Raw genomic sequence first — 13,163 nt, forward strand, 5'->3', positions numbered from 1 at the left:
TTGATGAGGGTTCACCGGCGCGATTGACATACCGGTTACTCGCGTGTGACCTTGCGGCGTCTTTGTGCCCCCCGCCCCCCGGCGGGGGGCATCCCTCACACCCTGACGTGCAGGCCTCATGGGACTCTGGTCCAAGAAGAGCATCACCGCGCTCCAGGCCGAAGCAGGCAATGAAGCCGATGGCCTCAAGCGCACGCTGGGGGCCCTGAACCTCACGCTGCTCGGCATCGGGGCGATCATCGGCGCCGGCATCTTCGTGCTGACGGGCAATGCGGCGGCGAACTATGCCGGCCCGGCCGTCACCATCTCGTTCGTGCTGGCCGGCCTGGGCTGCCTGTTCGCGGGCCTCTGCTACGCCGAGTTCGCGAGCATGATCCCGATCGCCGGCTCGGCGTACACGTACAGCTACGCCACGATGGGTGAGGGGGTCGCCTGGTTCATCGGCTGGAACCTGATCCTCGAGTACCTGTTCGCGGCATCGACCGTGGCGGTGGGCTGGTCGGGCTACTTCAGCGCCTTCCTGTCCGAGCTCGGCCTGCACATCCCGGCCTCCCTGGCGGCGGCGCCGCTGACGGTGCAGGGCAGCCACAACGTCGTGCGTGCCTTCACCTGTGTCGACCCGGTGACGGGGTCCACGGTGATCGACCCCGCGACGAAGGTCGCCCAGGTGTTCGCCGATCGCGCCGCCTGCGTGTCCGGCGGGTACAACGCCATCGACGGCCTGATCAACCTGCCGGCCGTGCTGCTCATCGTGGCCATCACGCTGCTGCTGGTGCGCGGCGTGCAGGAGTCGGCGTCGTTCAACAACCTGATGGTGATGATCAAGACCACCATCGTGGTGCTGGTCATCGGCTTCGGCTTCTTCTACGTGAAGAAGGAGAACTGGACGCCGTTCATCCCCGACAACACCGGTGAGTGGGGCAAGTTCGGCTGGTCGGGCGTGCTGCGCGGCGCCTCGGCGGTGTTCTTCGCCTACATCGGCTTCGATGCCGTGAGCACCGCGGCGCAGGAGGCCAAGAACCCGCAGCGTGACCTGCCCATCGGCATGATCGCCTCGCTGCTGATCTGCACCGTGCTCTACATCCTGATGGCACTGGTCATGACCGGGCTGGCCCCGTACACGGCCCTCAGCGTGCCGCACCCGGTGTCGGTGGCCATCAGCGCCGTGCCGTCGCTCCGCTGGCTCGAGTACCTCGTGAACATCGGCGCCATCGCCGGCCTCTCGAGCGTGGTGCTCGTGATGCTCATGGGCCAGCCGCGCATCTTCTTCACGATGTCGCGCGACGGCCTGCTGCCGCCGCTGTTCGGCCGCGTGCACCCGAAGTACCGCACCCCCGCCACCTCGACGGTGATCGTCGGCGTGGTGGCGATGCTGATCGCCGCCTTCTTCCCGGTCGGCCTGCTCGGCGACCTGGTCTCGGGCGGCACCCTGGCCGCCTTCGCGACGGTCTGCATCGGCGTGCTGGTCCTGCGGAAGCGCTCGCCGGAGCTCCCGCGCCCGTTCAAGACGCCGCTGGTGCCGCTGGTGCCGCTGCTCGGTGCCGGCGCCACCCTCGGCATGATGGCCACGCTGCCGGGCCTCACCTGGGCGCTCCTCACGGCGTGGACCACCGTCGGCGTGACCGTGTACCTCGTCTACGGCCGCAAGAACTCGACGCTGGGCAAGGCGGAAGATCGCGCCGCCATGGCAAGAGGCGACTGACCGCCCGGATTCCCACGCTGTCCCAGATCGGCGCCCGGGCTTCCGGGCGCCGCTCTCTTTTCACTCACGACATGCCGCACACCCACGACCTCCTCGCTGTCCCCGCTGATCGCGTCACTGCGATCCGCGAGCTTGCCGCCGGCCTGCACGAGGGCATGACGATCGCGCTCTCCACGCACGTCAATGCCGATGGGGACGGCTGCGGGTCGGAGGCGGCGCTCTCGCGCCTGCTGGCGCTGCGCGGCATCGCCACCCGCATCGTGAACCCCACGCCGTGGCCGACGATGTACCGGTTCCTGCTGGGCGGGCCGGTGCAGGACTGCTCGCCCCTTGGCGCGGCCGCGCTCCGCGACCCCGCCATCACCGGCCTCGGCGTGCTGGACATCAGCGACCTGCGCCGGCTCGGCAACCTCGCCGAGGCCGTGCGCGAGATGACGGTGCCGAAGTTCTGCATCGATCACCACATCCCCGGCGACGAACCGCCAGCGCCGGTGCTCGTGGCCGACACCCGCGCCTCGGCCACCGGGGAGCTGGTCTACGACGTGGCACAGGTGCTCGGGCTGCCGATCGACATGGAGACCGCCACCGCGCTCTACATCGCCATCCTCACCGACACCGGCGGGTTCCGCTTCAGCAACACCACCCCGCGGGTGCACGCGATCGCCGCCGAGCTGCTGGCCCGCGGCGTCGACCCGGAGCTGATGTATCGCCGCGTGTATGCCTCGCAGAGCCCGGGCCGCGTGCGGCTGCTGGCCGAGGCGCTGCAGTCGCTCGGGGTGGAGGAGAACATCGGGCTGAGCTGGCTCTCGCTCCCGGTGGGCGCCAAGGAGCGCTACCACGTGAGCAGCGAGGAGATGGACGGGATCGTCGAGCATCCCCGCTCCATCGCCGGCACGCGGCTGGCGATCTTCTTCCGCGACCTCGGGCATGGCCGCGTGAAGATCTCGTTCCGCAGCTCGGGGAACGTGGACGTGAACGCGCTCGCGAAGCAGTTCGACGGGGGCGGTCATGCCAAGGCGAGCGGGGCGCTGGTGCTCGGGTCGCTGAAGGAGGTCGAGGCGCGCGTGCTGCAGGCCGCGCGCGCCGTCCTGGCCGACACGCCGCACGACTTCACGCCCCCCGTGCCGCACGCCAGCGGCGCGGTGACGGAATAGCCCGCCGGCCCTGCCGATGACGGAGTTCGCCGCCGCGCTGCTGCTTGCCCTCATCGCGCTCGGCGGCGCGGGCTACTGCTCGTGGCTGTACTCGCGCTTCCGCAAGCCGTACTACGCCTGGTGGTGCGCGAGCTGGCTGCTGTACGCGGTGCGCGTGGGCGTGATCATCGGCTTCCTGCGCACGGAGCAGAGCGGGTGGCTGTTCTGGCACCAGGTGCTCACCGGCTGGACCGCGCTCGGCTTCCTGGCTGCCGGCCTGAGTTTCTCGCGCGGCCTCAAGGTCACGCCCTGGCTCGGGGTGCTCGCCCTGTTCCCGGTGGTCTGGAGCTACGTCGCGATCTTCGTGCTGGACAGCTTCACGCTGGCCGTGGTGCCGGCCATCGCGTTCCTCAGTGCGGCCACGCTGACGACCGGCGTGAGCTTCGCGCGACATGCGCGACGCACGGGATCCCCGGGGGCCTGGACTCTGGCGGTGGCCTTCACGCTCTGGGCGGTGCACCACCTCGACTACCCGATGCTGCGCGCGCGGGGGGCGTGGGTACCGTGGGGCTACTACCTGGACATCCTCTTCATCCTGGCGGTGGTGGCCGGGATCGGCCTGCTGGTGATCGACGACCTGCGACGCGGCCTGGAGGCGCTGTCACGGCTCTCGGCCGACGTGCAGGCCAGCGCCCGCGGTGATGCGGTGGTGGCCGCGCTGCTGGAGCGGCCGCTCCGGCTGCGCGGGGTGAGCGGCACGGCACTGTTCGAGGTGGCCACCGCGGCGGTGCTCGACGGCGCCGGTCGCGCGCAGGCGTGGCGTGGTGCGGCGCTGCCCGAGGCGGTGGGGCGCGTGGTGCAGCAGGCGGTGCGTGACGGCCGGAGCGTGAGCGCCGCGATCCTCCCGCGCCGTGGCACCGAGCGGTTCATCGCCGCGCTGCCGATCTACAACGACACCGGCGTGACCCACGTGCTGGTGCTCACCGGCGACGTGCGTGACCCGTTCAGCGCCCTCGACGAGGACTTCCTCCGCGCACTCGGCCAGCAGGTGGGATCGGCGCTGCAGCAGGCCGAGCTCACCTCGCAGCTCGAGGAACGCACCGGCGAGCTGGCGCGCTTGTCGACACGCCTGGTGGAGCAGCACGAGGGGGAACGGAAACGGCTGGCGCGGGAGCTCCACGACGAGACGGGACAGCTCTTCAGTGCGATGCGCATGGAAGTGGATGCGCTGCGCACCGTGCCGGCGGCGGAGGTGACGGCGCAGCGCCTGGATGCGCTGGTGACCGCCGGGTTGACCAGCCTGCGGCGCGTGACCGCTGCGCTCCGACCCTCGCTGCTGGACGATCTCGGCCTGCTCAGCGCCGTGCGGTCGCTGGTGGCGCAGGTCTCGCGGGAGGGGCAGGTGTTGGCCTCACTGCAGGCGCCGGCGGCGATGGTGCCGTTGCCGCGTGCCCACGAGCTGGTGCTGTTCCGTGCGGCGCAGGAGGGCATCACCAACGTGCTCCGCCACGCCGGTGCCAGCCGGCTGGAGGTGACGGTGGCGGTGGACGGGGACCTGGTGCGCCTGACGGTGGATGACGACGGCGTCGGGCCGCCATCGCGGGCACAACTCACGGAACGCGAGCGGGGAGGGCATGTGGGACTGGTGGGCATGCGCGAGCGGCTGGTGGCGCTGGGGGGACGGGTGCACCTCGAACCCTCGCCGCTGGCGGGCACGCGATTGGCGGTGGAACTGCCGCACGCGGCGGTGGGCGACGCGGCGCAGCCGGTGCCGGCGTGAACGCGCCGCCGCTGCGGGTGCTGGTGGTGGACGACCACCCGATCGTGCGGGAGGGGGTGCGTCGCATCCTGGAGGCCGCGCCCGACATGCAGGTGGTGGGTGAGGCGAGTGACGGGGCCAGCGCGCTGGCGCTCGCGGCCCGGCTGCAGCCCGATGCCGCGGTGGTGGACGTGGGGCTGCCCGACATGTCGGGCCTGGCGCTGGTGCGGCTGCTCAAGGCGCAGCGCGCGGAGCTCACGGTGGTGATGCTCAGCATGTACGACGATGCCGAGTATGCGCGCGAGAGTCGCGTGGCGGGTGCGGCCGCCTATGTCGTGAAGGACAGTGCGGCGACGATGCTCGCGACGGAGCTGCGGCTGGCGGCCGGCGCGCGGGTGGGGCCGGCGGACGTGGAGCCGGCGAGCCCGACGCCGTGGGAGCGCATTGCGCAGCTCACGCCGCGCGAGTGCGACGTGCTGCGCGGCATCGCGTCGGGGCAGACCAACAAGGCGATCGCGGCGGGGCTCGGGATCAGCCCGCGCACGGTCGAGACGCATCGCGAACGGCTGATGCGGAAGCTGGGTGTGGGCACGGTCGCGGGGCTGACGGCGCTGGCCCTCGAGACCGGCATGCTGACGACGCCGGACCGGTAGTCTCCCGGTCCGGCGTCGCGCACCGACTCACATGTCGATCGTGAGCCCGGTGGTGCCTTCCTTCGCGGCCTTCGCATCGGCGGTGTCGATCGCGCGCAGCGGCGTCCGTGCCGGCTCGCGGGTGCCGACCATCAGCATCTCGTCGCGGGCGCCGGCGCCGGTGCGGGTGGTGCCCTGGCTCTTCAGCACCTTGCCCATCGTGATGCTCACCCAGACGAAGAGCGTGGCGAGCAGCGTGCCGATGAGTGCGGCGCGGAGCGCCACCTTCATGAAGTTGCCCTTCACGTTCTGCGGCAGTGCGGCGCGGATCTGGACCGAGTCGAGCGCGAAGGCGAGCAGCAGCGCCGCGGTCACGAGGCCGACGATCATGCAGAGCCAGCGCAGCGCGCCGATCATCTTGCGGTCGTTGTTCATGAACGCCGCGAAGTACACCACCATCAGCGGCACCACGGTGGCCAGGAGGGCGTCCATGAACAGCCCCGCCGCACCGACCCGCCAGTTGAGCTCACTGACCTTGATCGGCCAGACCTGGATCGTGAGTTGCGCGAAGTAGTTGATAATCAGCGCCACAGCCGCGAAGTACATCACGCTGCCGAGCATGCGGAGCTGAGTGGTCGAAAGGTTCATGCAGGCCTCGAGATGGTGCCGGGCGCCAGACCCCAGCGGCGGGGAAAGACGGATATCGGCGGGCGGGAGTAGAATCGCGTACGCGGAGGGGTGGCGCAAGCGAGAGCCGATTTCCGGACGCCGACGCCCGCCGTCAAGCGCCCGACCTGCAACGGGTTGGCCCTGCGGCGGACTGCCGGATCCATGGGCAGGACGATGCCGCCGCGAACCTGCAACACTGGCCGTCGCGGCTAGATTCCGCCCATTCGGCAGGGCCGGCGCGGGACGCCTGGCCGCCCTCGCCCGCACTTCCCGCCCTTTCCCGGCTCGCCCCGTGTCGTTGACGCAGCAGATCACCACCGCCCTCGCCCGCGTCCGGAACGCGCGCCTCGACGCCGACGTGATGTCGGCCGAGATGGTTCAGGACATCGCCACCACCGTGGATGGCAAGGTCCAGCTCACCCTCCTGCTGGACAGCCGGGACGACGCCGCGCTGGTCCGCGACGTCCGGGAGGCGGTGGCCGGGGTGGCCGGCGTGACCGACGTGAAAATCAACGTGCGGGACCCCCGCCAGCAGGCCCCGACCCCGGCCCGGCCCGGCCGCCCGCTGCCGATGGCGCCGGAGGCCGCGCCGGCGCCCGCAGCACGGGTCGCGGCACCGACCCCGGTCACCCTGCCGAACCTGGGGCGGATCATCGCCGTCAGCTCCGGCAAGGGTGGGGTGGGCAAGAGCACGGTCAGCGTGAACCTCGCCATCGCGCTGGCGAAGCTCGGCCACCGGGTCGGACTGATGGACGCCGACATCTACGGCCCGAACATCCCGCGCATGATGGGCGTGGACCAGCAGCCCGAGGTGAACAAGCAGGCGAAGATCATCCCCCTCGAGGCCTGGGGCGTGAAGCTGATCTCCCTGGGGTTCCTGATCGAGAAGGACCAGCCGGCGATCTGGCGCGGCCCGATCGTGATGAAGCTGATCGGGCAGTTCCTGAAGGACGTGGACTGGGGGCAGCTCGACTACTTCATCGTGGACATGCCCCCGGGCACCGGTGACGCGCAGCTCTCGCTGGTCCAGACCACGCTGGTGAACGCCGCACTGATCGTGACCACGCCGCAGCTGGTCTCCACCGGCGATGCCCTGCGCGGCGTGAAGATGTTCGAGCGGGTGGCGGTGCCGGTGCTGGGCATCGTGGAGAACATGAGCTGGTTCGAGAACCCGGAGACGGGCAAGCCGATCGCGATGTTCGGCAGCGGCGGGGGCCAGCTCCTGGCCACCGAAGTGGGGCTCGACCTGCTGGCGCAGGTGCCGATCGACCCGCGGATCGCCGAGGGGGGTGACTCGGGCCGTCCGCTGGTGGCGGTGGAGCCCGATGCGCCGGCGTCCCGCGTGCTCTCGGCACTGGCGCAGCGCGTGGTGGACGGCATGGACGCGCTCTCGACCCGGAGTTGACCTCCGCGGTGCCGCGCACCGGCGACGTGACGCTCACGAGCGGTGCGCTGCTGCCGGTGGTGATCCGCGTGGGGGTGCCGGCGGTGGCCAGTGCGCTCCTGCTCACCGCCTTCGTCTCCCTCGACTCGGCCTGGGTGGGCCACTTCGTCGGTGGGGCAGGGCTCGCAGCGGTGAGCACCTCGATCTTCTGGATCTGGATGCTCGTCTCGATCGCCGAGATGGTCAGCGTGGGACTGACCGCCGTCGCGGCGCGCCGCCACGGGGAGCAGCGTGACGCCGAAGCCGCGCGGGCCGTGGGCGATGCGCTGGTCTTCGCGCTCGGTCTGGGCCTCGTGGCCGCGCTGCTGGGCCTCTGGATGCTGCCGCGCCTGTTCGCGCTGATGGAGACACCGCCGGAGGTCACGGCGCTCGGCATGCGGTACCTCGGCACCTACCTCGCGGGTTCACCGCTGATCTTCGGCTATTTCGTGGTGGATGCCGCGTTCCGCGCCGCCGGCAACACCAAGCTGCCGTTCGTGATGCTGCTCGGTGCCACGCTGGTCGCCGGCGTGCTCGACCCGCTGCTCATCACCGGGTGGGGCCCGTTCCCGGAACTCGGCATTCGCGGCGCGGCGCTGGCCACGGTCTCGGTGCGTGGCTCGCTGTGCGTGGTGGGGGTGGCGCTGCTCCGGCACCGCGGGCTGGTGTCCTTCGGCGTGCCGGTGTGGCGGCGGATCGGCACGATCGTGCGCGTGGGCCTGCCGACGGCCGCCACCGGCGTGGTGTTCTCGCTGATCTACGTGGTGATGACGCGCACGACGCAGCAGTTCGGCACACCGGCGCTGGCGGCGCTGGGGCTCGGCCATCGCATCGAGAGCTGGATGTTCAGGGTGGGGGTGGGATTCGGTGCAGCGGCGGCGGCGATCGTGGGGCAGAACCTCGGCGCACGCCAGCCCGACCGCGCCGCGCGCGCCGGCTGGCTCACGCTGGCGATGACGGGAGTGCCGGGGGTGATCGCGTGCGTGGCGCTGCTGCTGTTTCCGGCGGCGCTCGCCGGGCTCTTCTCCACCGATGCGGCGGTGGTGGCCGAGGCCACGCGCTACCTGCGCACGGCGGCGTTCGCGCAGCTCGTCGTCAGCGGCGAGACGGTGCTGGAAGGCGCCCTCGGTGGCGCCGGCTGGACGCTGCCACCCATGGTCACGTCCACCGCGATCACGCTGGCACGGGTACCGCTGGCGGCGTGGGCGGCGGCACGCTGGGGCACGACGGGGATCTGGTGGGTGATCTCGCTCACGGCCATCGCGCGGGCGCTGGCCATGATGGGGTTGTGGGCGTCCGGCGGGTGGCGGCGCTCGCGCGTCTGAGTGGAGGTCGCGCCGCGCGGCCGCATCACCGCTGGATGAGCGTCACCCGGCCGAGCAGGGACTTCACCAGGATGCGCACCTTCACGCCGGCGGTGTCGAAGCCGCTGCTGCGCCAGGTGTCGCCACGGCGCGTGAACGCGCCGTCCACGCTCTCGCGCGCGAACATGCCGCTGGAGGTGAGCTCGATGCCGATGGTGGGCGGGGCGGTGATGCTGATGCCCCCGATGGCGCTGCTCACCTGCACCTGCAGGTCGCGCTGCCAGCGGCCGCTGAGGTCCAGCGCCAGGTCGCCGACGTCCCCGTGGATGCGCAGCTCACTGGCGCCGGCGTTGCCAAGCCCGATGAGCTTCAGCCCGCCCGCACCGACGTCGGCGTCGAACACCGACATCGGTTCCGGGTTCGGTGCGTCGAAGCGCACGGTGGCCTCGGTGGCCCCGGTGTTGAGGGCGAAGCGCCGGAGTGGCAGGCCGGTGAGGTCGAGCATGGCGTCGGCCGTGGCGGCATCGATCGTCAGCTGCAGCGGCGCCTGCCGCGTGAGCTGCACCCGCCAGTCCTGCGCGACATCGTCGGGCTGGTCGCCATCGGTGCGCGCCGCACGCGTGGCGCCGCGGCGGCCGGCCGTGAGGTGGAGTGTGCGCTGGGCGGGATTCCAGGCGCTGGTGGGGGCCGTGTACGCATCGCCGAAGCGCGTGATGCTGCGGTAGAGGTACGGCGCATCCGACGCGCCCACGCTGAGCGTGCCGGTGCCGAGTTCGAGGCGCACGTTCACCGGTGCCGAGTCGCGCAGGAGCCGGGACGATTCCAGCGTGCGTACATGCTGCGCCTGCAGGCCGCTGGCCGCGGCAACGGCGAGTGCGGCGTGCAGCAGTGCGACGGTGCGGCGGGTCATCGCGCGCTCCCGGCGCCGGTGCCGCTGGTGGGGCGCTTCACGGCGACGACGCCGGTGAGCGGCGTGGGCGTGAGCCACTCGGCCTGCGGCGGCTCGATGGGGAGCGGCGTGCCGCTGGGCGCGGGACGCCGGATGCCCCAGGGGTCGGTGTGGGCCCGCGTGCCGGCGCGGGTGCGGAGTGCCGCCCCCAGTCCCGCCGTGACCGCCACCCAGGTGAGTCCGAGGGCGAAGGTGCGCACCCACGCCGACGCGATCGGTGACGCAGCCAGTGATGCGGCGGCGAGCCAGGGGAGGGAAAGCAGCAACATGCCGGTGACGAGCGCCTGCAGGCGTGCCGCGCGATCCGAGAGCCCCGGTCGGCGGCGCGCGATGCCCGTGCCGACCATCTGCACCGCACTCAGCCCCCCCAGCACCAGCAGGCCGAGCACCGCGATCACGTACGCGACGATCGCGAAGGGAATGAGCAGGATGCCAAGCAGGGTGAGGCCGAGCAGCAGGCAGATCACCAGCAGCACCGGCAGCAGTGCGAGCTGCGCCAGCCCGCCCACCATGACATTGCGCGCAAAGCCGGCCTGCAGCGTGGTCGTGATGCGCTGCATGGCGTCGCCGGCGTTCGTGAGCACGCCCACCGCGAGCAGGATCAGGATGCCGAACCAGGCGGCGGTCTGCTTCAGGCTCGAGAGGGTGCCGCCCACGGCTGACTGCGTCACGAGCACCTCCGCCGGCTGGACGCTGTCCAGCGTGCGCAACTCGCCGTCCACGCGTCCGAGCGCGGCGATGGCGGCGCCATGTTCGGCGGCGATGACGTCGCCGAGCACGTGGCCCGAGGTGTCGATGAGCACGGCGCCGTTGAGCGCGATGGCACTGCCGGTGACGGTGCCGGTGACGCGCAGGGTGCCGTCGAGCACCACGAGGTTGCCGCGGATGGTGTCGGCACGGCCGACGACGACGTCGCCGGTGCGATGGGTGGCGTCGAGTGCGGCGCAGCCGACGATGGGGTCGCGGGCGGCGCGGGTGAGGAGCGCGCGTGCCTGGCCGGTGAGCGACGCGGTGTCACGCGCGACACAGGGCGCGGTGGCCGCCTGGGCCTGGGCCGCCGCCGGCACCAGCATGAGGGCGGCGGTGAGGGTGAGGCCGCGGAGATGAGGGGTCACGGGCTACGCCTCCAGACGCCGGGCCCGCGCAGCAACGGCGCGGAGCCCGAGGAAGCCAAGACCGGCGCCGGTGAGCAGCGTCGCCCCGGCCACGCCGAGGAGCGGCAGGCCGCTCCCGAACGTGGCACCGAGCGGGCCCACCAGTGCCTGAGCCGTCGCCGTCAGCGACTCGAAGAGGCCCACCCGGGCCCGCTCCGTCACCAGGCTCCCCACGAAGATCGTGGTGTCCCGGTGTGCCCAGCCCCACGCCGCCGCGCCCGTGACCAGCGTCGCGGCGCTGGTGAAGGCGGTGCCGGCGGCGATACGCGCCACCGGACTCGACGGCACCCAGCCAGCCACGCTGGTCCGGATGGCCACATGCCAGGGCTCGAAGACGTGCACCTCGTGCATGACCCGGTCGGCGAAGCCGAGGGAGGGGGTCATCTCGGGGAGCGTCTCCAGTCCCAGGACGAACGCGCGAAGCGCAGCGAGCTCATCGCGGCACTGCGCACAATCGCGCAGGTGGGCGGAGAGCTGCTGCACCCCGAACCCTGTCTCCCCATCGAGGAGCAGGTCGAGTTCGTCCGGCAGGAGGTGGCGAGTGAGTGTCATTGGATTCCCTCCAGCGCCTACGGGCGGTGTGCGCGGGTGGTTTCAGGACGGGCGGGCGGGAGCCGGCGCGGGGCCGGGTGGGACGGCTGGGGCAGACGGCTGGCGGTCATCGGATGTCCTCGAGGGCCTCGCGCAGCTCGTGGCGGGCGCGATGGATGTAGGTCTTGACGGTGCCGAGGGGCAGGTCGAGGAGCTGGGCGATCTCCTCGTAGGACCGGCCGTCGACGTGCCGGAGCAGGATGCAGCTCCGGTAGAGCGGCCTGAGGCTCGAGATCGCGACCTCGATGGCGGCGCCGAGCTCCTTGTTGGCCAGCTCGTCGAGGGCGTTCTCGCTGCGGTCGCCGATCTCGAAGCTGGTGGCCTCGATCTCGGCCTGGGTGGCGGCCCCGGCGGCGCCGTCGATGCTGACGGTGTCCAGGCGGCGGCGGCGGAGCGAGTCGATCGCGAGGTTGTTGGCGATCTTGAACAGCCAGCTCGAGAATTTGAACTCCGGGGAGTACTTCTCGATGTTGTTCAGGACCTTGATGAAGGTCTCCTGCGCGAGGTCCTCGGCCGCCTCGCGGTCGCGCACCATGCGGTAGACGAGCGAGAAGACCGGGCGCTCGTAGCGACGGATCAGCTCCCGGTAGGCCTCGTCGCGGCCTTCCTGGGCCAGTGCGACCAGATCTGCGTCAGGGAGGTTGGAAGCGTCGAGGAGACGGGTCATGCGTCGGGGAGGCACTTGCGGGCGGCAGCCGATGTGCGGCGTCCGCAGTGCAGAGGCCGAAGCTAGTGGCAAGGCGCCGAAGTTCGGAGAGCACCGCGCCGGACGGGGCGCCCCCCGCGGCCGCGGCTGCCTTGTGGCACCCGCCGGTGTTCGACGAGCTTTGTATCCTGATGACCACGACCCTCGACGCCGACCGCCGGCGCGCGGCTGCGGCCGCCGCAGGTGGCGCCGAGAAGCGCGACTACGTGCAGCAGATCTTCTCGGAGATCGCGCCCCGCTACGACCTGCTGAACCATGTCCTGTCCATGAACGTGGACAAGGGCTGGCGCCGGCGGGCGCTCGAGGCGCTGGCGTGGACGGCCGCACCCGCCGGTCGCTATCTCGACCTCTGCGCCGGCACCCTGGACGTGGGGGCCCAACTGGTGCGGCAGGCGGGGTTCGCCGGCTACGTGATGGCGGCCGACTTCGCCGAGCCGATGCTGCGCATGGGGGCGGGGAAGGCGCCGCGCACCGCCCTCGGCCCGGTGGCCGCCGATGCGCTCCAGCTCCCGGTGGCCGACGGGGTGTTCGACGGGGCGATCGTGGCCTTCGGCATCCGCAACGTCGCGTCACTGGACGCGGGGCTGCGTGAGGTGCGCCGCGCGCTACGCCCCGGGGCGAAGTTCGTGATCCTCGAGTTCAGCACCCCGCGCAACGCGCTGGTGCGCGCAGGCTACCAGTTCTACTTCCACAGCGTGCTCCCCGCGATCGGCCGGCTCGTCAGCGGGCACAGGACGGCCTACACCTACCTCCCGAAGAGTGTCGCGCACTTCCCGGTCGAGGAGGAGCTGGCGTCGCGCATGACCGCCGCGGGGTTCCGCAACGTCACCTGGACGCCGCTCTCCTTCGGCATCGCGGCGATTCACTCGGGCGTCGCATGATGTTCGCGAGAGTCTTTCACAGCATGACGCAAAGGCGCAAGGGACGCAAAGGACGCAAAGGGGCACTAGACCAATGCGAACGTCGACCTGGATGGAAGGTGGAATCTGAGGGGAACTGCGGTGGCTGTTGCAGTTCCCAGAGCAATCCGATGCATCGTGTGACGCAGAAGCAGACGAAGGGCGGCATGGCGCGGCCGTTCTTTGCGTCCTTCGCGCCCTTTGCGTCTTTGCGTCATGCAGTTCAAACGATTTGTGAGATA

Annotated in this window: 12 protein-coding genes; 7 read left to right on the forward strand and 5 right to left on the reverse strand. The window is 71.3% G+C overall.

Annotated features, from left to right (window positions below):
- Positions 1-118 precede the first annotated feature (118 nt).
- The 4 genes from IT355_00550 to IT355_00565 all read left to right on the forward strand — a co-directional run bounded on the left by IT355_00550 (position 119) and on the right by IT355_00565 (position 5,247).
- Complete coding sequence (locus tag IT355_00550) at positions 119-1,702, forward strand: amino acid permease (GenBank protein MCC7051721.1); 1,584 nt, start codon at positions 119-121, stop codon at positions 1,700-1,702.
- A gap of 71 nt (positions 1,703-1,773) precedes the next feature.
- The gene (locus IT355_00555) at positions 1,774-2,856 is read left to right on the forward strand and encodes a bifunctional oligoribonuclease/PAP phosphatase NrnA (protein ID MCC7051722.1); all 1,083 of its coding nucleotides are present in this window, start codon (positions 1,774-1,776) and stop codon (positions 2,854-2,856) included.
- 16 nt (positions 2,857-2,872) lie between these two features.
- Entirely contained in the window at positions 2,873-4,615 is a 1,743-nt protein-coding gene (locus IT355_00560; GenBank protein MCC7051723.1) for a hypothetical protein, read from the forward strand.
- Positions 4,612-5,247: a response regulator transcription factor gene (locus IT355_00565; GenBank protein ID MCC7051724.1), complete on the forward strand. Its 636-nt coding sequence runs from the start codon at positions 4,612-4,614 to the stop codon at positions 5,245-5,247. The genes IT355_00560 and IT355_00565 overlap by 4 nt, the downstream gene beginning before the upstream one ends.
- A 27-nt stretch (positions 5,248-5,274) precedes the next feature.
- Here the strand turns inward: IT355_00565 and IT355_00570 are convergent, their stop codons facing one another.
- Positions 5,275-5,874 (reverse strand): hypothetical protein, encoded by a 600-nt coding sequence (locus IT355_00570; GenBank protein MCC7051725.1) that lies wholly within the window; start codon positions 5,872-5,874, stop codon positions 5,275-5,277.
- Between the two features lie 313 nt (positions 5,875-6,187).
- On the opposite strand from IT355_00570, the gene IT355_00575 reads away from it, so the two are divergent.
- Both IT355_00575 and IT355_00580 read left to right on the forward strand, forming a co-directional pair.
- The gene (locus IT355_00575; protein ID MCC7051726.1) at positions 6,188-7,300 is read left to right on the forward strand and encodes an Mrp/NBP35 family ATP-binding protein; all 1,113 of its coding nucleotides are present in this window, start codon (positions 6,188-6,190) and stop codon (positions 7,298-7,300) included.
- An 8-nt stretch (positions 7,301-7,308) separates the two neighbouring features.
- Positions 7,309-8,643, forward strand: coding sequence for an MATE family efflux transporter (locus IT355_00580; protein MCC7051727.1), 1,335 nt, complete (start codon positions 7,309-7,311; stop codon positions 8,641-8,643).
- Positions 8,644-8,668: 25 nt separating this feature from the next.
- Here the strand turns inward: IT355_00580 and IT355_00585 are convergent, their stop codons facing one another.
- From IT355_00585 to IT355_00600, 4 genes are all read right to left on the reverse strand, one after another.
- Positions 8,669-9,532 carry a hypothetical protein gene (locus IT355_00585; protein ID MCC7051728.1) on the reverse strand — a complete coding sequence of 288 codons (864 nt, stop codon included), beginning with the start codon at positions 9,530-9,532 and terminating at the stop codon, positions 8,669-8,671.
- Positions 9,529-10,686, reverse strand: a complete 1,158-nt coding sequence (locus IT355_00590) for a hypothetical protein (GenBank protein ID MCC7051729.1) — start codon at positions 10,684-10,686, stop codon at positions 9,529-9,531. Before IT355_00590 ends, IT355_00585 begins: the two co-directional genes overlap by 4 nt.
- 3 nt (positions 10,687-10,689) lie before the next feature.
- Complete coding sequence (locus IT355_00595) at positions 10,690-11,277, reverse strand: hypothetical protein (protein ID MCC7051730.1); 588 nt, start codon at positions 11,275-11,277, stop codon at positions 10,690-10,692.
- A 106-nt stretch (positions 11,278-11,383) separates the two neighbouring features.
- Entirely contained in the window at positions 11,384-11,983 is a 600-nt protein-coding gene (locus IT355_00600) for a sigma-70 family RNA polymerase sigma factor (protein MCC7051731.1), read from the reverse strand.
- Positions 11,984-12,153: 170 nt separating this feature from the next.
- Between IT355_00600 and IT355_00605 the strand changes: the two genes are divergently transcribed.
- Entirely contained in the window at positions 12,154-12,903 is a 750-nt protein-coding gene (locus tag IT355_00605) for a ubiquinone/menaquinone biosynthesis methyltransferase (protein MCC7051732.1), read from the forward strand.
- Positions 12,904-13,163: the final 260 nt, after the last annotated feature.

The organism is Gemmatimonadaceae bacterium, from assembly GCA_020851035.1.
Taxonomy (GTDB): Bacteria; Gemmatimonadota; Gemmatimonadetes; order Gemmatimonadales; family Gemmatimonadaceae; genus JACMLX01.